15 protein-coding genes and 1 riboswitch are annotated in these 18276 nt (G+C 73.8%); of the genes, 10 read left to right on the top strand and 5 right to left on the bottom strand.

The window, feature by feature from the left end; translation table 11 throughout:
- Positions 1–72: 72 nt before the first annotated feature.
- From ACZ7H1_RS00205 to ACZ7H1_RS00185, 5 genes are all read left to right on the top strand, one after another.
- Positions 73–1893: an AMP-dependent synthetase/ligase gene (locus ACZ7H1_RS00205; protein WP_470782369.1), complete on the top strand. Its 1821-nt coding sequence runs from the start codon at positions 73–75 to the stop codon at positions 1891–1893.
- 145 nt (positions 1894–2038) lie between these two features.
- On the top strand, positions 2039–3310 hold the full coding sequence (locus ACZ7H1_RS00200; RefSeq protein ID WP_470782367.1) for an ABC transporter substrate-binding protein: 1272 nt from the start codon (positions 2039–2041) through the stop codon (positions 3308–3310).
- 18 nt (positions 3311–3328) lie between these two features.
- Positions 3329–6196, top strand: coding sequence for an ABC transporter permease subunit (locus tag ACZ7H1_RS00195; RefSeq protein ID WP_470782366.1), 2868 nt, complete (start codon positions 3329–3331; stop codon positions 6194–6196).
- Complete coding sequence (locus ACZ7H1_RS00190) at positions 6193–6936, top strand: ABC transporter ATP-binding protein (protein WP_470782365.1); 744 nt, start codon at positions 6193–6195, stop codon at positions 6934–6936. The genes ACZ7H1_RS00195 and ACZ7H1_RS00190 overlap by 4 nt, the downstream gene beginning before the upstream one ends.
- A 164-nt stretch (positions 6937–7100) precedes the next feature.
- The gene (locus ACZ7H1_RS00185) at positions 7101–7943 is read left to right on the top strand and encodes an aldo/keto reductase (RefSeq protein WP_470782746.1); all 843 of its coding nucleotides are present in this window, start codon (positions 7101–7103) and stop codon (positions 7941–7943) included.
- Between the two features lie 54 nt (positions 7944–7997).
- Here ACZ7H1_RS00185 and ACZ7H1_RS00180 read toward each other — a convergent pair whose 3' ends face one another.
- Positions 7998–8930 carry an AraC family transcriptional regulator gene (locus tag ACZ7H1_RS00180; protein ID WP_470782364.1) on the bottom strand — a complete coding sequence of 311 codons (933 nt, stop codon included), beginning with the start codon at positions 8928–8930 and terminating at the stop codon, positions 7998–8000.
- Positions 8931–9033: 103 nt separating this feature from the next.
- Between ACZ7H1_RS00180 and ACZ7H1_RS00175 the strand changes: the two genes are divergently transcribed.
- Positions 9034–9918 carry a Rossmann-fold NAD(P)-binding domain-containing protein gene (locus ACZ7H1_RS00175; protein ID WP_470782362.1) on the top strand — a complete coding sequence of 295 codons (885 nt, stop codon included), beginning with the start codon at positions 9034–9036 and terminating at the stop codon, positions 9916–9918.
- A gap of 110 nt (positions 9919–10028) precedes the next feature.
- Here the strand turns inward: ACZ7H1_RS00175 and ACZ7H1_RS00170 are convergent, their stop codons facing one another.
- Positions 10029–10778 carry a class I SAM-dependent methyltransferase gene (locus ACZ7H1_RS00170; RefSeq protein ID WP_470782361.1) on the bottom strand — a complete coding sequence of 250 codons (750 nt, stop codon included), beginning with the start codon at positions 10776–10778 and terminating at the stop codon, positions 10029–10031.
- Positions 10779–10780: 2 nt separating this feature from the next.
- Positions 10781–11086, bottom strand: coding sequence for a 4a-hydroxytetrahydrobiopterin dehydratase (locus ACZ7H1_RS00165; RefSeq protein WP_470782360.1), 306 nt, complete (start codon positions 11084–11086; stop codon positions 10781–10783).
- A 186-nt stretch (positions 11087–11272) separates the two neighbouring features.
- Between ACZ7H1_RS00165 and ACZ7H1_RS00160 the strand changes: the two genes are divergently transcribed.
- Together ACZ7H1_RS00160 and ACZ7H1_RS00155 are read left to right on the top strand one after the other, a co-directional pair.
- Positions 11273–13093, top strand: coding sequence for a hydroxysqualene dehydroxylase (locus ACZ7H1_RS00160; RefSeq protein WP_470782358.1), 1821 nt, complete (start codon positions 11273–11275; stop codon positions 13091–13093).
- 24 nt (positions 13094–13117) lie between these two features.
- On the top strand, positions 13118–13918 hold the full coding sequence (locus ACZ7H1_RS00155; RefSeq protein ID WP_470782357.1) for a helix-turn-helix domain-containing protein: 801 nt from the start codon (positions 13118–13120) through the stop codon (positions 13916–13918).
- Here ACZ7H1_RS00155 and ACZ7H1_RS00150 read toward each other — a convergent pair.
- Together ACZ7H1_RS00150 and ACZ7H1_RS00145 are read right to left on the bottom strand one after the other, a co-directional pair.
- Positions 13904–14320, bottom strand: a complete 417-nt coding sequence (locus ACZ7H1_RS00150) for a hypothetical protein (protein ID WP_470782356.1) — start codon at positions 14318–14320, stop codon at positions 13904–13906. The genes ACZ7H1_RS00155 and ACZ7H1_RS00150 overlap by 15 nt on opposite strands.
- 217 nt (positions 14321–14537) lie before the next feature.
- On the bottom strand, positions 14538–15404 hold the full coding sequence (locus tag ACZ7H1_RS00145) for a bifunctional 5,10-methylenetetrahydrofolate dehydrogenase/5,10-methenyltetrahydrofolate cyclohydrolase (protein WP_470782354.1): 867 nt from the start codon (positions 15402–15404) through the stop codon (positions 14538–14540).
- A 27-nt stretch (positions 15405–15431) separates the two neighbouring features.
- A riboswitch (ZMP/ZTP riboswitch) is annotated at positions 15432–15523 on the bottom strand.
- A gap of 60 nt (positions 15524–15583) precedes the next feature.
- Here ACZ7H1_RS00145 and ACZ7H1_RS00140 point away from each other — a divergent pair.
- The gene (locus ACZ7H1_RS00140) at positions 15584–16345 is read left to right on the top strand and encodes a class I SAM-dependent methyltransferase (RefSeq protein ID WP_470782353.1); all 762 of its coding nucleotides are present in this window, start codon (positions 15584–15586) and stop codon (positions 16343–16345) included.
- A gap of 214 nt (positions 16346–16559) precedes the next feature.
- Positions 16560–18134, top strand: a complete 1575-nt coding sequence (locus ACZ7H1_RS00135) for an RNA polymerase sigma factor (protein ID WP_470782351.1) — start codon at positions 16560–16562, stop codon at positions 18132–18134.
- Positions 18135–18276 lie beyond the last annotated feature (142 nt).

Below are 18276 nucleotides of genomic sequence, written 5' to 3'. Positions count from 1 at the left end.
CTCCCGCAGCGGCCCGCCGTGGGGTACCGTCACGGCGCTGTGCGGAGAGGAGCGGTCGGAAGGAGCGGTCCCTTGCGCGAGTTCACCGTGCCACCGGTGGCGGCGGCGCCGGTCGGCGGGCTGGCCGACGCCGTCTTCGCCCACGCGCTCGACGACCCGGAGCGGGTGGTGTTCGGCCGCAAGGCCGACGGGGTCTGGAGTGACGTGACCTCCGCCGTCTTCCGGGACGAAGTCCTCTCCCTGGCCAAGGGGTTGCTGGCCCAGGGCGTGCGGTTCGGCGACCGGGTCGCCATCATGGCGCGGACGCGGTACGAGTGGACGCTGTTCGACTTCGCCCTGTGGTCGATCGGGGCACAGTCGGTGCCGGTGTACCCGACCTCGTCCGCCGAGCAGGTGTGGTGGATGCTCCACGACGCCGGGGTCACCGCGTGCGTGGTGGAGGACGAGGACCAGGCCATGACGGTCGGCTCCGTCGTCGGCCGACTGCCCCGGCTGGCCCGCCTGTGGCAGCTGGACGCGGGCGCGCTCGACGAACTGACCGCTGCCGGTACGGCCGTTGCCGAGGGCGTCGTGCACCGGCACCGGCGGGCGGTGACGCCCGATTCGGTGGCGACGGTCATCTACACGTCCGGAACCACCGGCCGCCCCAAGGGCTGTGTCCTGACGCACGCCAACTTCATGTTCGAGACGGACACGATGGTCAGCGGCTGGGAGCCGGTGTTCCGCTCGCGGCCGGACGACGAGCCGTGCACGCTGCTCTTCCTGCCGCTGGCCCACGTGTTCGGGCGGATGGTGGAGGTGGCGGCCGTCCGTGCGCGGGTGAAGCTGGGGCACCAGCCGGTGCTTGCCGCCGAGGAGCTGATGCCCGATCTCGCGGCGTTCCGGCCGACGTTCGTCCTGGCCGTGCCGTACGTGTTCGAGAAGGTGTTCGCCGCGGCTCGGCGCACGGCGGAGAGCGAGGGCCGGACCGGGCCCTTCGAGCGCGCGGTGGACGCTGCCGTGCGCTACGCCGAGGCGAAGGAGCACAAGAACTTCGGGAGCGGGCCGGGACCTTCGGCGGCGGTACGGATGCAGCACAGGCTGTTCGAGAAGCTGGTCTACGCGAAGGTGCGCGAGGCCCTGGGCGGCCGGGTCCGGCACGCGATGTCGGGCGGCTCGGCGATGTCCCGGCGGCTCGGGCTGTTCTTCGAGGGCGCCGGGATCACCGTCTTCGAGGGGTACGGGCTGACGGAGTCGTGCGCGGCGGCGACCGCCAACCCGCCGGGGGCGGTCAAGTACGGCACGGTCGGGCGGCCCATCCCGGGCGGCACCGTGCACATCGCCGAGGACGGGGAGGTGTGGCTGCGAGGCGCGCACGTCTTCGCCGGATACCTCAACGACCCGCACGCGACGGAGGCCGTACTGCGCGAAGGGTGGCTGGCCACCGGCGATCTCGGGCGGCTGGACGGGGACGGGTACCTCACGCTCACCGGCCGGAAGAAGGAGATCCTCGTGACCTCCAACGGCAAGAGCGTCTCGCCCGCCGCCCTGGAGGAGCGGGTGCGCTCGCACCCGCTGGTGGCGCAGTGCATCGTGCTCGGCAACGACCGCCCGTACGTCGCCGCCCTGCTCACCCTCGACCGGGAGGGGGTGGCCCACTGGCTGTCGATGCGGGGCCGGCCGCAGCTGCCCCCGGAGCGGCTGGTCCGGGACGAGGAGCTGACGGCCGAGGTGCGGCGGGCGGTGGTCGCGGCCAACACCCTGGTCTCGCAGGCCGAGTCGATCCGCACGTTCCGGGTGCTCGCCGAGCCGTTCACGGAGGAGCTGGGGCTGCTGACCCCGTCGCTCAAGCTCAAGCGGCGGGCGATCGAGCGGGCGTACGCGTCCGAGGTGGCCGCGCTCTACCGGCAGTGACCCGGCCCCGGTCCGCGGCGAACCGCCGCCCGGGGGCGCCGGCAAGCGGAATCTGACGATTCGTCAATTGCTCTTGCCATGATTATTGACGGCTCATCAGGTCGCGCCCAGAATGCGGGAATTCCGACCGGAGGGACCTGACTTCATGTTGCGACCGATCCGCACCCTCGCCGCCGCGGCCGCGGCTCTCGCCCTCGTCTCCGCCTGCAACTCGGCCTCCGGCGGCGAGGACGGGGGGAAGGACGGCGCCGGCAAGCCCGGTGCGGCCGTGCGCGGGGTCACCGCCGACTCGATCAAGGTCGGGGGCATCGTCTCCATGACCACCGCGAGCGGCTACAGCAAGAAGGACACCGACCTCGGAGCCCGCGCCCGCTACCTCAGGGCCAACGCCGAGGGCGGGGTGAACGGCCGGAAGATCGAATACCTGGGCGCCGAGGACGACGGCCAGGACCCGGGCCGCAACATGGCCGCGGCCCGCAAACTCGTCCAGCAGGACAAGGTGTTCGCGGTGGCCCCGATGAGCTCGGTCACCTTCTCCGGCGCCGACTTCCTGGAGCAGTCGAAGGTGCCCACCTTCGGCTGGGGCACCCTGCCGTCCTTCTGCGGCCCCAAGTACATCTACGGCTTCAACGGCTGCCTCGTGCCGATGCCCGGCGGCACCCTCAACCAGACCTGGCCCGAGGGCCTGCTGTCCGTCCTGGGCGGCGGCAAGGGCAAGTCGGTCGCGATCATCGCCAACGACAGCGACGCGGGCAAGTTCGGCATCCGCACCTTCAGCCAGGGCTTCGCGACCGCCGGGTTCAAGGTCACGTACGCCAAGCCGTCCGTGCCCGCGACGGCGGTGCCGAGCGACTGGTCCGCGTACACCAAGGAGATCCTGCGCAGCAACGGCGGCAGGGCGCCCGACGCGGTGGTCTCGGTCATGCAGACCCCGAACAACATCGGCCTGTTCACGGCCCTCAAGCGCAGCGGCTACACCGGTCTGCTCTCCGACCCGACGGACTACGACCCCGGGCTGCTGGCCCAGGAGACGACCCGCAAGGCGCTCGACGGGGTGCACGTCCTGCTGCAGTTCCAGCCCTTCGAGTCGGACGACCCGCAGATGGCCCGGTTCAAGGAGGACATCAGGAAGGCCGCGGGCGGCAAGGAAGTCCCCCTCAACATGCACATGATGACCGGGTACATGTCGGCCGACCTCTTCCTCGCCATCGCGCAGAAGGCCGGCAAGGACCTCACCCCGGAGTCGTTCCAGACAGCCGCGGCCGCCTTCTCCGACACCGGCACGCTGGTCGGCGACCGCAGCGAGCCCAAGGGGCAGAAGGAGAGCTTCGGCTGCGGGGCGCTGGTCCGGCTGAAGGGGGGCAAGTACGAGGTCTCCGTACCGTTCAAGTGCTACGAGCCCATCCCCTTCAAGTAGCGGCGCGGGGGTCCGGGCATGGGTGATCTGCTGGCCTTCGTGCTGAGCGGTCTGGTCTCCGGCGCGCTGTACGCCCTCCTCGCCACCGGCCTGGTGCTGTCGTACTCCGCCTCCGGTCTGTTCAACTTCGCGCACGGGGCCACGGCCTACCTGTGCGCGCTCACCTTCCACGAACTGCGGTCGGGGTTCGGGTGGCCGGCGGTCCCGGCGGCGGTGTTCGTCGTGTGCGCCGTGGCGCCGGGGCTCGGCTGGGCGCTGGACCGGCTGATGTTCCGCAAGCTGGCGCGCGTCGGCGAGACCGCACAGATCGTCGCCACGATCGGCCTGCTGGTCGCGCTGCCCGCCGCCGGACTGTGGGTGGTCGAGCTGCTGGCCGCCGCCGGGGCGCCGGTGGTGCCCGCGGAGAACCAGTTCGGGCTGCCCGGCGCCGGACCGAGCCCGGCCGTGTCCTGGCAGCTGATGGACGGGGTGGGCGTCGACTCCGACCAGCTGATCACGTGGGTGACGACGGCCCTGGTGGCGGTCGCGCTGTGGGTGCTGCTGCGGCACACCCGGCTGGGGCTACGGCTGCGGGCGGCCGTCGACAACCGCTCGCTGACCGAGCTGCGCGGGATCAGTGCGGACCGGCTGTCGTCGGTGGCGTGGATGCTGGCGTCGGGGCTCGCGGGCCTGGCGGGTGTGCTCGCCACTCCCCTGCTGGGCCTGTCGGCCCACGACTTCACGCTGTTCCTCTTCGTCTCCGCGACGGCCGCGGTGCTGGGGCGCTTCGCATCGGTGCCGCTGGCCTTCGCGGGCGGGCTGGGACTGGGCGTCCTGCAGAACCTGGTCGCCGGCTACGCGTCCTTCGCCGAGCGGATCACGGGATTCCGTACGGCCGTCCCCTTCCTGATCCTCTTCGCGGGCCTGCTGGTGCTGACCCGGCGGCAGCGGACGGCGGGGACGGCGGCCGCCGACGCGCCGCCGGTGGACCACCTGGCCGGACGGCCGTGGGGGCGCCGCTGGGGGCCGTGGGCCGTGGCGGCCGCGCTGCTGGCCGCGGCCTTCTACACCGTGACCACGCCGTTCTGGAGCGGCGCGCTGGCGCAGGGGCTGGCCATCGCGCTGGTCTTCATGTCCTTCACGGTGGTGACTGGCCTCGGCGCGATGGTCTCCCTGGCCCAGGCGACGTTCGTGACGGGCGCGGCGCTGGTCGCGGGGCTGCTGATGAGCCGCGGCTGGCCCTTCCTGGCGGCGGCGCTGGTGGGGACCTGCGCGGCGGCGCTGCTGGGCGCGCTGGTGGCCCTGCCCGCGCTGCGGCTGGGCGGCCGCTCGCTGGCGCTGGCCACGCTCGCGCTGGCGTTCCTGGCCGACCAGGTGCTCTTCCAGCTGCGCTGGCTGCGCAACGGCGACCAGGGGTGGTCGGTGCCGCGGCCGGTGATCGGACCGCTGGACCTGTCCGACGACCGGGCCTTCGGGGTGGCCCTGCTGGTCCTGGTCGCCCTGGCCGCGGCGGCCCTGAGCGCGCTGCGGTCCTCTCCCGCGGGGCGCGCCATGCTGGCCGTACGCTCGGCTCCGGCCGCCGCGATGGCCTCGGGCGTGTCCGTCGTCCGTACGAAGCTGCTGCTCTTCACGCTGTCCGCCGGGCTCGCGGGCTTCGGCGGGGTCATGTACGCGTCCTTCAACACCCGGATCACGGCCACGGACTTCACGGCGCTGACCGGACTGGTGTGGCTGGCCGTGGTGGTGGCTGCGGGCGTGCGGCGGCCGCAGTACGCGGTGGTGGCGGGCCTGGTGTTCGCCGTGGCGCCCCCGCTGATGACGGACTACGTCACCGAGTCGGCGCACCTGCCGGTCCTGCTGTTCGGCCTCGCGGGCCTGGCCCTGGCCAACGACCCGGACGGCTACTGCGCGGCCCTCCCGATGCGCTTGGCGCGGCGGAGGGCGGGGCTCGACGCGGGGGCGGGGACGGCCGGCACTCCCGGCGTCCCGGGGCAGCTCGACGCCGGGGCGGAGGCGGAGGGTACGGCGCCCCCGGCCGGGGGTGCGGACGCGGCCGGGGGCGCGGACGGCACGGCGGCGTACGGGGCGACCGCCCGCGGCGCCGGCGGTACGGGCGGCAGCGGCGGCGCGGGGCGGGTCGCACCGCGACCGGGCGGGCCGGACGGCCGGTCGTCGGCGGCGCCCTCCGCCGGGCCCGTCCCGGCGGCGGACCCCGGTGCGGCGCTGGAGCTGCGCGGGGTGTGGGCCGGGTACGACGGCGGCGCGGTGCTGCGCGGAGTCGACCTGCGCGTACGGCCCGGGGAGATCCTCGCCCTGCTGGGGCCCAACGGTGCCGGGAAGACCACGGCCTGCCGGGTCGCCGCCGGCGCCCTGCCGGCGGCGCGCGGCGGTGTGCACGTCGACGGGCGGGAGCGGACCGGCGAGGGGCCGGTGCGCCGGGCCCGCGCGGGCGTCCTGCTCGCGCCCGAGGGCCGCGGGATCTTCCCCGGCCTGACCATCGCCGAGAACCTCGCCCTCCAGCTCGGGCGGGCGGACGACCGGGACGCCGTGTACGCGCGCTTCCCCCGGCTCGCCGACCGGCGTGCCGTACCCGCCGGAGCCCTCTCCGGCGGCGAGCAGCAGATGCTCGCGCTCGCCCCGCTGCTCCAGCGCCCGCCCCGGGTCCTGATCGCCGACGAGCCGTCGCTCGGCCTCGCCCCCCGGGTCGTGGACGAGGTGTACGCGCTGCTCGCCGAGCTGCGCGCGGCGGGGACCGCACTGCTCCTCGTCGAGGAGAAGGCCGCCGAGATCCTCGGGGTCGCGGACACCGTCGCCTACCTGTCCCAGGGCCGGGTCTCCTGGTGCGGCCCCCGGGCCGCGGTCGAGACGGACCGGCTCACCGACGCCTACCTGGGGATCGCCCGATGAACCATGTGATGGAGGTGCGGGGGGTCGGGGTCCGGTTCGGCGGGGTCCGCGCCCTGGCGGAGGTCTCGGTCGGGCTGCGGCCCGGCGAGGTGTGCGGGCTGATCGGGCCCAACGGCGCCGGGAAGACGACCCTCTTCGACGTCGTGTCGGGGATCCGGCGGCCCGACGAGGGCCGCGTGCTCCTGGACGGCACGGACGTGACGCGGCGTTCGCCGGTGTGGCGGGCGCGGCACGGGATGCGGCGCACGTTCCAGCGCCAGCAGCTCTTCGGGCAGCTCACGGTCGCCGACAACCTGCTCGTGGCACAGGAGTGGCGCGGCGGCGCCGGTCGTCGGCGGGCCGCAGCAGGGCGGCTGCGGCGGGAGCGGGCCGCCGCCGTGCTGGCGGAGTGCGGGCTGAGCTCCCTCGCGGACACCTGTGCGGGCGGGCTGCCGGTGGGCCGGGCCCGGATGGTGGAGCTGGCCCGCGCGCTGGCCGACCCGCCGCGGGTGCTGCTGCTGGACGAGCCCGCTTCGGGGATGTCCGCGCCGGAGCGGGAGCGGCTGGCCGCGGTGGTCCGGCGGCTCGCCGGGGAGGAGGGCTGCGCCGTACTGCTCGTCGAGCACAACGTGGCCTTCGTGATGGAGCTCTGCGCGCGGGTGGTCGTGCTCGACCTGGGCCGGGTGCTCGCGGAGGGCACGGCGGCCGAGGTGCGGGCGGACCCCGCGGTCCGGGAGGCGTACCTGGGCCGGGCCTCCTGACCGTACGCGCGCCCTGGCCGCGGCCCCGGGGACGGGAACCGGCCAGTGGCGGGAATAGCACCCTCCGCCGGCCGGTTGCCCATGGTCGTACACGAGACGACGACGTGTACGCGGACGACAACGCGAGGGAACGACGCGACGTGAACCAGGACGCGAACCAGGCCGTGAACCAGGTGCCCGCCATCAAGCTGAACAACGGCACCCTGATGCCGCAGCTCGGCTTCGGCGTCTGGCAGGTGCCGGACGACGAGGCGGCGACGGCGGTCGGCACCGCCCTGGAGGCCGGCTACCGCAGCATCGACACCGCCTCGGTCTACGAGAACGAAACGGGCACCGGGCGCGCCCTCGCCGCCTCGGGCCTGCCGCGCGAGGAGCTGTTCGTCACCACCAAGCTGTGGAACAGCGGCAAGGAGACCTGGAACCGCGACGGCGTGCTGCGCGAGTTCGACGCCTCCCTGGAGCGGCTGGGCCTCGACTACGTGGACCTGTACCTGATCCACTGGCCGCGCCCGATGCACGGCAGCTACCCGGCCATCTGGAAGGCCTTCGAGGAGATCGCGGCGAGCGGCCGCGCCAAGGCCGTCGGCGTGTCCAACTTCAAGCCCGCCCACCTGGAGCGGCTGCGCGCCGAGAGCGGGCTGGTCCCGGCGGTCAACCAGGTCGAGCTGCACCCCTTCCTCGCCCAGCCCGGGCTGCGCGCGGTGCACGCCGAGCACGGGATCGCCACCGAGGCCTGGTCCCCGCTGGGCCAGGGCAAGGAGCTGCTGACGGACCCGGCCGTGCTGGCCGCCGCCGGCAAGCACGGGCGCAGCGCGGCGCAGGTCGTGCTCCGCTGGCACCTCCAGCTCGGCAACATCGCCATCCCGAAGTCCGTCACCCCGTCGCGCATCCGCGAGAACCTGGACGTGTTCGGCTTCGAGCTGGACGCGGACGACATGGCCGCGCTGAACGCCCTGGACGCCGGCCGGCGGATCGGGCCGGACCCGGACGGCTTCGACTGGAATTGAAGGACACGGGCGCGCCGGGCGGCCGGGCGGCTGCTCCGGCGCGTACACCGGCCGTCAGGCTAGTTCGCGGTGCCGGCTCGGGCTGATGCCGCGGACCCGCTTGAAGGCCGAACTCAGCGCGAAGGAACCGCTGTAGCCGACCTTGCGGGCCACCGCCTCGACCGTTTCGTCGGTGTCGCGGAGCAGGTCCGCCGCCAGGGAGAGCCGCCAGCCGGTCAGATAGGCCATCGGCGGCTCTCCCACCAGCTCGGCGAAGCGGCGTGCGAAGGCCGCCCGGGACACCCCGACCGCACCCGCCAGCAGGGCCACCGTCCACGGCCGGGCGGGCTGGTCCTGGAGCATCCGCAGCGCGGGCCCGATCACCGGGTCCCCCAGCGCCCGGTACCAGCCGGGTGGTTCGCCCTCGGGCCGGTTGAACCAGGTGCGCAGCACGTCGATCAGCATCAGGTCGAGCAGCCGGTCGAGCACGACCTCCTGCCCCGGGCGGTCCTTGGCCACCTCCTCGTCGAGGAGCGGCCCGAAGGGGCATGCGTCCAGCCCGGCGGGCAGCGAGAGCAGCGGCGGGAGGGCGGCGAGCAGCCGTCCGCCGATCTCGCCCTCCATCCGGTAGGTGCCGACGAGCAGGGCGGTGTCGCCTTCGGTGCTGTCGCCCCAGGTCCGCACGCCCAGTTGCATCACCGAGCCGAGCGGCTCCCCCGCGGGGGTCCGGCACTCGCCGTCGGCGCCGACGATGACGCGGGGTGCGATGCCGGGCCGGTCGGAGACGGTGTACGGGGCGGGCCCGCGCGCCACCGCCACGTCGCCCACGCGCAGCCGTACCGGTTCGCCCTCCTCGGGCTCGATCCATGCCTCGCCGCGCCGTACGCACATCAGGGTCAGCGGCGCGCGGTCCTCGATCCGCACCGACCAGGGCGCCTGCATCACCATCCTGAGGAGGAAGGCGCCCTGGGCACGCGGCCCGTTCAGGAGTCCCGTCAACGCGTCCATGCCGTCCAGCGTAACCAGTACCGCCGGCAGATGTAGACGCCTGGACATCTGAACGAGCCTTTGGAGCATGGATCGTCCACGCCCGAGCCGCCAAGCTGAAGCCATGACGAACACGGCGAGCACGGCGAGCACGGCGAACACGGCGAACACGGCGAGCGACACGGAGCACGAGACGATGACGGTCCTGGTGACGGCGGCGACGGGCAAGACTGGCCGCCGGGTGGCGGAGCGGCTGGCGGCACAGGGGCACACGGTCCGGGCGGGCTCCCGCACCGGCGAGGTCCGGTTCGACTGGGCGGACGAGTCCACCTGGGGCCCGGCCCTGGCAGGTGCGGACCGCGCGTACCTGGCGTACGTACCCGACCTGGCCGCGCCGACGGCGGTGCCCGCGCTGCGGGCGTTCGGCCACCTGGCGGTCGCGAAGGGGGTGCGGCGGCTCGTCCTGCTCTCGGGGCGCGGCGAGCCGGAGGCGGTGGCGGCCGAGGACGCACTGCGCGAGGCGGGGGCCGAAGTGACGGTCGTACGGGCCTCGTTCTTCGCGGAGAACTTCAGCGAGGGGCTGTTCATCGAGGGCATCCTCGGGGGCGAACTGCCCTTCCCCGCCGGGGAGACGGCCGAGCCGTTCGTCCTCGCGGACGACCTGGCGGACGTGCTGGTGGCCGCGCTGACGCAGGACGCGCACGGCGGGGTGGTCCACGAGGTCACCGGCCCGGACGCGCTGACCTTCGGCGAGGCGGTGGCGGAGATCGGCCGGGCGCTGGGCCGAGAGATCCGGTACGCGCCGGTCTCGGAGGCCGAATACGCCGTCCTGCTGGAGCGGTTCGGGCTTCCGGCCGAGGAGGCGGGCTTCCTCGCCGGGCTGTTCACCCGGCTCCTGGACGGGCACAACACCCCGGTGACGGACGGGGTGAAGCGGGTCCTCGGACGCGACCCGCGCAGCTTCGCCGAGTACGCGCGGGCGGCCGCGGCGGCCGGCGCCTGGTCCTGAGGCGCCGGAGCCGCGGCGGGCGGACGGTCCGGGGCCGGCGTACCCCGGGAGGCCGATCGGCGGGCTCCGCGAGCGGTGCGCGGGGCCCGGCGAGCGGTGCGCGGGCCCGGTCAGCGGTGCGCGGGCCGGGCCAGGCAGAGCAGCCGGTAGCGCGGGTCGTCCCTCGGCCGGTCCGGGTCCGGCAGCCGTTCCAGCTCCGCGGCCACCTCCTCGGCCGAGGTGCGGGGGGCCACCGGGGAGACGTAGCGGCCCTTGCGCAGGGCCTCCGCCGCGCCGCGCGGGGAGCGGCCCTGCCCGAGGCCGGTGAAGGCCCCCTCCCCCGCCACCACGAGCCCGTGCCCGGCGGCGTACCCGGCGACCGCCCCGTACGCATCGGAGGGCGCGGACGTCAGGTGGGGCGCGAGGACGGCATCGATGTCGCAGCCCACGTCGTGCGCGGCGTCCTTGTCGACGGTGGTGACGAACACCCCGCCGGGCCGCAGCACCCGCGCGACCTCGGCGGTCACCGCCGCCACGGTCCCGGAGGCGCGCAGCAGGTGCAGCAGCCACACCGCGCTCACCGCGTCGAGGGACGCGGACGCGAACGGCAGCCGGGTCCCGGAGGCGAGCACGACCGGGACGCCGCGCGAGAGGGCCATACGGGCCATCCCGGGGGAGGCGTCCGCGCCGAGCACGCGCAGTCCCGGGCGGGCCAGCCGGGCGGTGACGATGCCGGTGCCGCAGCCGAGGTCGAGGAGGGTGCGCGCGTGCGGCGGCAGGAGGGCGCGGACGGCGGCCGCCGCGGCCTCGGCGCGCGGGACCCCGCCCCGGGTCCGGTCGTAGGCCGCGGCCTCCTCGTCGTAGTCGAGGAGCGTACGCACCGTCAGCCGGCCCCGTGCACGGGGGCCATGGCGGCCACGCGGTCGGCGAGGGCGAAGTCCCGCTCGGTGAGGGCGCCGCCCGCGGCGTGGGTGTTCACGGCGAGGCGGACGGTGTTGTAGCCGAGGGTCAGGTCCGCATGGTGGTCGAGCTCGTCCTGTACGGCCGCGATGCCCATCACCAGGGCGGCGGCGGCGAAGTGCGCGGCGAGGCGGTAGGTGCACACGAGCCGGCCGTCCTCCACCGCCCAGCCGGGCAGCTCCCGCAGCCGTTCCTCGATCTCCTTCTGCGACAGCGGCTCCATGGCCATGCGTGGCTCCTCCGTGGTCGGTGAACGGAAGCCCCAGCCTCCCACAGGCGACACCCGGGGGAGGCTTTCGCGCCATAGTGCGCGCCGCGTCACGGCCGTGGCCTTCCGTCCCTTCCGTGACGGGGTCGCCGCTCCTATGCTCCTGCGCCGGACGCGACTGTTACCGGCGGTAGTAGGGGTGGGTGCATGACTTCGAGGCGTACGTTCATGGCGGGCGCGGCGGCGGCCGCGACGGCGGGCACGGCGGGGAGCGCGGGGACGGCGGGGAGCGCGGGGACGGCGGCGGCGACCGGCCCGGCGGGTGCGGCCGGCCCGGCGGGGTCGTTACGGTCCCCGGAGGCGGCGGACGGCCGCCGGGTGGCCGTCCTGGGAGGCGGGGTCGCCGGCCTGACCGCCGCGCACGAACTCGCCGAGCGCGGCTACGCCGTGACCGTGTACGAGCGCCGGGCCCTGGGCGGCAAGGCGCGCAGCATGGACGTGCCGGGCAGCGCGCGCGGCGGACGGCGGGCGCTCCCCGCCGAGCACGGCTTCCGGTTCATCCCCGGGATCTACCACAACCTGCCCGACACGATGCGGCGGATCCCCTTCCCCGGGAACCCCAACGGCGTGTGGGACAACCTGATCGCACCGCCCGAGATGATGTTCGCGCGGGCCGCGGGCCGCGAGGACCTGCGCGCGCCGATCCCCTGGCCAGGCCACCGGCCCGCCTCCCTGAGCCCCGACGAGCTGCGCCGTGCCCTGACCGGCCTGCTGCAGACCTTCGTCCGGCTCCCGCTGCACGAGACGGCCTACTTCGTCGACCGGGCTCTGGTGTTCGTGACGAGCTGCGACGAGCGGCGCGCGGAGGTGTGGGAGCGCACGCCCTGGTGGGACTTCGTACGGGCCGGGCAGATGTCGCCGGAGTACCAGCGCATCCTGGCGGTCGGCATCACCCGCAACATCGTCGCGACGAAGGCCGAGGAGGCCTCGACCCGTACGGTCGGAACCCTCGGCGAGGCGTTCGTCTTCAACGCCCTCGGGCGCGGCGCCGACGGCCCGCCGGACCGGATCCTCAACCTGCCCACGAACGAAGCCTGGATCGACCCGTGGGAGACCCATCTGCGCTCCCTGGGCGTGGAGTTCAGGATCGGGTGGAGCGTACGGGAAGTGCTGTACGCGGACGGGCGGGTGAGCGGCGTGGCCGTCGAGGGCCCCGGCGGGGCCCGGCAGACCGTGACGGCCGACCACTACGTCAGCGCCATGCCGGTGGAGCACGCCCGGCGCACCTGGGGGGCCGGGCTGCGCGCGGCGGACCCGATGCTGGCGCGCTGCGACCGCCTGAAGACGGACTGGATGACGGGCATCCAGTTCTATCTGACGGAGCGGGCGCCGCTGGTGCACGGGCACCTCAACTGCATCGACTCCGCCTGGTCCCTGACGGCGATTCAGCAGGCGGAGCACTGGGCGGACCGCGACTTCCCGGCCGACTACGGCGACGGGGTCGCCGTGGACTGCCTCTCCATCGACATCTCGGAGTGGGACAAGCCGGGGATCCTGTACGGGAAGACGGCCAAGCAGTGCACCCGCGACGAGGTGGCCCGGGAGGTCTGGGCGCAGCTGAAGGCCTCGCTCAACGACTCGGGGCGCACGGTGCTGCGCGACGGCGCGCTGCACTCGTGGTTCCTGGACCCGGGCGTGGACGGCCTGGGCACCCCGCACCCGGCGAACGACGACGAGCTGCTCATCCACCCGGTGGGCACCCTGTACGACCGGCCGAGCGCGGGCACCCGGATCCCGAACTTCTTCCTGTGCGGTGACTACGTCGCCGTCGACATCGACCTCGCCACCATGGAGGGGGCGAACGCCTCGGCCCGCGCGGCGGTCAACGCCCTTCTGGACCGGGCGGGTTCGGCGGCCGACCGGTGCACGGTCGTGCCGATGTACCGGCCGCCGGAGCTGGAGCCCGTCCGGCGCCACGACCGGCTGCGCTACCGGCTGGGGCTGCGGAACCTCTTCGACCTGGGATGACCGCGCTCGGCTAGTGTCGCGTCCATGACGACTCTTCCGGACCGGGCGGGCGTGGGCGCCCTGCTGCGCACCTGGCGGGAGCGGCGCGGGATCAGCCAGCTGGAGCTGGCCGGCCGCGCCGACTCCTCGTCCCGGCACATCAGCTTCGTCGAGACGGGCCGGTCCCGGCCGAGCGAGGAGCTGCTGCTCAGGCTCGCGGACCGGCTCGACGTACCGGTCCGCGAGCGCAACGCACTGCTCCTGGCGGCCGGTTACGCTCCCCGGTACGCCGAGACCCCGCTCAGCGATCCCTCGATGGGCCTGCTGCGCGAGGGCCTGGAGCGGCTGCTGACCGGATACGAGCCGTACCCGGCGCTCGTCGTCGACAGCACGTACCACGTGGTCGCCGCCAACCGGGGCATCGCGATGCTGCTGGACGGCCTGCCCGGGCACCTGCTCACGCCGCCGCTGAACGCCATGCGGATCACCCTGCACCCCGAGGGCCTCGCGCCGCGGATCCGCAACCTGAAGGAGTGGCGCGGGCACCTGCTGGCCCAGATGGAACGGCAGATCGCCCTCGCCCGCTCCGAGCCGCTGCGCGCCCTGTACGAGGAGGTGGCGGCCTACCCCGTCGCCGACCGCCCGGGTGACGCCGAACCCGGCGAGCCCGTGCCGTACTTCGCGCTGCCGCTGGTCATCGAGCACGACGGGCACGTGCTGTCCTTCGTGTCGTCCATCTCGACCTTCAACACGCCGATGGACGTGACCGTCGCCGAGCTGGCCATCGAGACGATGCTCCCGGCCGACCCGGCGACGGTGAAGTACCTCCGCTCACTTGAGGGTTGAGCGGAGCGCGAGCTGCTGGAGCACACCGAACGCCGCGACGGTGAGGGCCTGCGCCGGGATCCACGCGGTCCCGGCGGCGGTCGGCGAGAACCACACCACCAGCGCGACCAGACTCAGCGCGGCCCAGGCGTAGTTGGTCTCGACGACGGCCTTCACGGCGAGCGCCGGCGGCCGCCGCCGCGACGCCAGCCACCCGACCGCCGCGCCGTACGCCACGAGCAGGACCCCGAGCTCCAGGAGCAGCCCCTGCCCGACCCCGAGCAGCCGCCCGAGCGGGGCGGAGAAGGCGACGTAGGCGAGGCCGTTCCCGGTGGTGACCACGGAGTCGAGCGCGAGGAACCGCCGCAGCACGGTCTGCGGCCCACCGGCCCGGGCAAGCCCGGCGAACAGGGTTGCGGACATCAGAATCACCCTCCGTCAAACAGAACACCACTGGCCGAAGCCCGGGCCCGGAGCAGAGTGCGCCACCCCGGACCCGAACACCCCCCACCCTCCCGCCCCGCCCCCCGGAGGTCGATTACCTCCCGGGTAATGGGGCCCCGGCGGCCCGGAGGGGACAGCACGACGCCCCGGGCCGGGGGCACGGGGCGTCGGGGCGGGTGGGGTGGGGCGGTGGGGGTCAGGTCAGGTCGAGGCCCGACTGGGTGGCGGCTGCCTGGACCGTCTGTTCCAGGAGGACGGCGATCGTCATCGGGCCGACGCCGCCCGGCACCGGGGTGATCAGGGAGGCGCGGGCCGCGGCGGACTCGAAGTGGACGTCGCCGACGTTGCCCTCGTTGTACCCGGCGTCCAGGACGACGGCGCCCGGCTTGATGTCCTCGCCGCGGATGAACTCCGCCTTGCCCACCGCCGCCACCAGGACGTCCGCCTGGCGGACGATCGAGGGCAGGTCCTCGGTCCGGGAGTGGCAGTACGTGACGGTGGCGTTCCGGCCGAGCAGGAGCATGCCCGCGGGCTTGCCCAGGATCGCGCTGCGGCCGACGACCACGGCGTGCTTGCCGGTGAGGTCGACGTCGTACTCCGCCAGCAGCCGCATGATGCCGCCGGGCGTGCAGGACACGAAGCCCGGCAGGCCGAAGCCCATGGCCGCGAACGAGTGCATGGTGACGCCGTCGACGTCCTTGCCCGGTGCGATCGCCTCGAAGGCCGCGCGCTCGTCGATGTGGTGCGGCACCGGGTGCTGCAGCAGGATGCCGCTGACCTCGGGGTCCTCGGACAGCTCGGTGATGGCGGCGACCAGCTCCTCGGTGGTGGTCTCCGCCGGCAGCTCCACGTGGCGGGAGGTGATCCCGGCCTTGGCGCAGCGGTTCTGCTTCATCTTCACGTAGGTGACGGAAGCGGGGTCCTCGCCGACGAGCACGGTGGCGAGACAGGGCGCCTTGCCGGTGCGCTCGGTGATCTGCGCGGCACGGGCGGCGGTGGCCTCGGTGATGCGGCGGGCGACGGCGGTGCCGTCCATCAGGCGGGCAGTCTGGGCAGTCGTCACGGGGTCTCCTGAACGTCGCTGCGGATCGCGGTTCGCCCAGGCGCGCGGCATCGGCGTACGGCGTACGCCGGGCCGCTCCCCGGTGGTGATCCACCCAAGCGCCAGTCACGGCCCGCCACCAAGCGTACCCAATGCCAAACCGGTGGCCGAAAGGGCACCTCAACTGGGATGATCAAGACATGACGCCAACTTTCGACGCATTGGTCGCGGAGGCGGAGTCGGTCTCCGTCGAAGGCTGGGACTTCTCCTGGCTCGACGGGCGCGCCAGCGAGCAGCGCCCGTCCTGGGGGTACCAGCGGATGCTGCGCGAGCGCCTCGCCCGCGCCGAGGCGGTGCTGGACATCCAGACCGGCGGCGGCGAGGTGCTGGCCGGAGCGGGCCCGCTGCCCAGGCTGACGGTCGCCACCGAGTCCTGGCCGCCGAACGTCGCCAAGGCCACCCGGCTGCTGCACCCCCTCGGCGCGGTGGTCGTCGCGGACCCGGACGAGCCGCCGCTGCCGTTCGCCGACGGCGCCTTCGACCTGGTGGCGAGCCGGCACCCCGTGACGATCTGGTGGGAGGAGGTCGCGCGGGTGCTGCGCCCGGGCGGTACGTACTTCTCGCAGCAGGTCGGACCGGCGAGCGTCTTCGAGCTCGTCGAGTACTTCCTCGGCCCGCAGCCGGACGAGGTCCGGCGCGGGCGGCACCCCGACGACGCGGTGGCCGACGCGCGGGCCGCCGGGCTGGAGGTCGTCGATCTGCGCTCCGAACGGCTGCGGACGGAGTTCAACGACATCGGCGCCGTGATCTACTTTCTCCGGAAGGTGATCTGGATGGTGCCCGGCTTCACGGTCGGCCACTACCGGGACCGGCTGCGCGAGCTGCACGAACAGATCGGGCGGAACGGTCCGTTCGTCGCGCATACGGCACGATTCCTGATCGAGGCCCGCAAACCGGAATGATCCCGGGCCGCGGAGCGTTGGCAGCGTGACGGCGGCTCGTAGACGGCGTGGCGCAGGTCACTCAATTCCGTGCGTAACGAATCGACTCGGGCATGCGATGAACCGACAGGTGTCCTCGCGCGGCCCGGTCTCCCGACCCCGACCGGTCCGGGTACCTGCCGTCGCGCGAAGATGTCCCGCCCGTCCTTTGTCTGTTCGCAACGAGAGGCTCCTTGTGTCGCTCAGCCCGTCCCGTACGTTCCCTCCGGAGATCGCCGAATCGGAGGCCCTCGTCGCGCTCGTCGAGCGCGGCCGCGAGCAGGGTCACATCAACGGTGACGATGTGCGCCAGGCCTTCGAGGCCGGCCGCATCCCGGTGGACCAGTGGAAGCGGGTCCTGCGCAGCCTGAACCAGGTGCTGGACGAGGAGGGCGTCGCGCTGCACGTCAGCGCGGCTCCCGCTGCCAAGACCGCCGCGAAGAAGCCCCGCAAGGCCGCGGCGGCCCCCGCCCGCACGGCCGTCAAGAAGGCGGCCGCCGCTCCGCGGCCCATCGGCGCGCGCAAGACCGCAGCCGCCCCGGCCGCCGCGGCGGCGATATCCGCTCAGCCCGCGGCGGAGGCGGACCCGGCCACGGCCGAGGCCGCCGCAGAGCCGAAGAAGCGCACGGTCAAGAAGACCGCTGCGAAGAAGACCGCCGTCAAGAAGACGGCGGCGAAGAAGACCGGCGCCAAGGACGCGGACCCGGAGAACGCCGAGGTCGTCGAGGGCGAGGACTGGGCCGAGGACCTCGCCGACGACGTCGAGGAGGAGGCGCCCAAGGCCGGTGCCGCCGGCCAGGGCTTCGTGCTGTCCGACGAGGACGACGACGACGCCCCGGCCCAGACGGTCATGGTCGCCGGCGCCACCGCCGACCCGGTCAAGGACTACCTGAAGCTGATCGGCAAGGTGCCGCTGCTCAACGCCGAGCAGGAGGTCGAGCTCGCCAAGCGCATCGAGGCGGGTCTCTTCTCCGAGTACAAGCTCGAAGAGGAGGAGGACCACAAGCCCGCGTTCAAGCGCGAGCTGGAGATCCTCGTCGAGGACGGCCGCCGGGCCAAGAACCACCTGCTGGAGGCCAACCTCCGTCTCGTGGTCTCGCTGGCCAAGCGCTACACCGGCCGCGGCATGCTCTTCCTGGACCTGATCCAGGAGGGCAACGTCGGCCTGATCCGCGCGGTGGAGAAGTTCGACTACACCAAGGGCTTCAAGTTCTCCACGTACGCCACGTGGTGGATCCGCCAGGCGATCACCCGCGCCATGGCGGACCAGTCCCGCACCATCCGCATCCCGGTGCACATGGTCGAGATCATCAACAAGCTCGCCCGTGTGCAGCGCCAGATGCTGCAGGACCTCGGCCGCGAGCCCACTCCGGAGGAGCTGGGCAAGGAGCTCGACATGACCCCTGAGAAGGTCATCGAGGTCCAGAAGTACGGCCGCGAGCCGATCTCCCTGCACACCCCGCTGGGCGAGGAGGGCGACAGCGAGTTCGGTGACCTCATCGAGGACTCCGAGGCCGTGGTCCCGGCGGACGCGGTGTCCTTCACCTTCCTCCAGGAGCAGCTCCAGTCGATCCTGGGCACGCTCTCGGAGCGCGAGGCGGGCGTCGTGTCCATGCGGTACGGCCTGAACGACGGCCAGCCGAAGACCCTCGACGAGATCGGCCGGGTCTACGGCGTCACGCGCGAGCGGATCCGCCAGATCGAGTCGAAGACGATGTCGAAGCTGCGGCACCCGTCGCGCTCCCAGGTCCTGCGCGACTACCTCGACTAGTCGCACCCGGTCCGCGGCCCGTCCGCGCACCCGCACGACGGAGCGGGGGGGGGGGGGGGGGGGGGGGGGGGGGGGGCGTGGGGGGGGGGGGGGGGGGTGGGGGAGGTGGGGGGGGGGGGGGTGGGGTGGGGGGGGGGGGGGC

Source organism: Streptomyces sp. NPDC037401, assembly GCF_055602345.1.
Note: the sequence above shows the minus strand (reverse complement) of the source record. Positions and strands in the feature narration are given on the sequence as shown.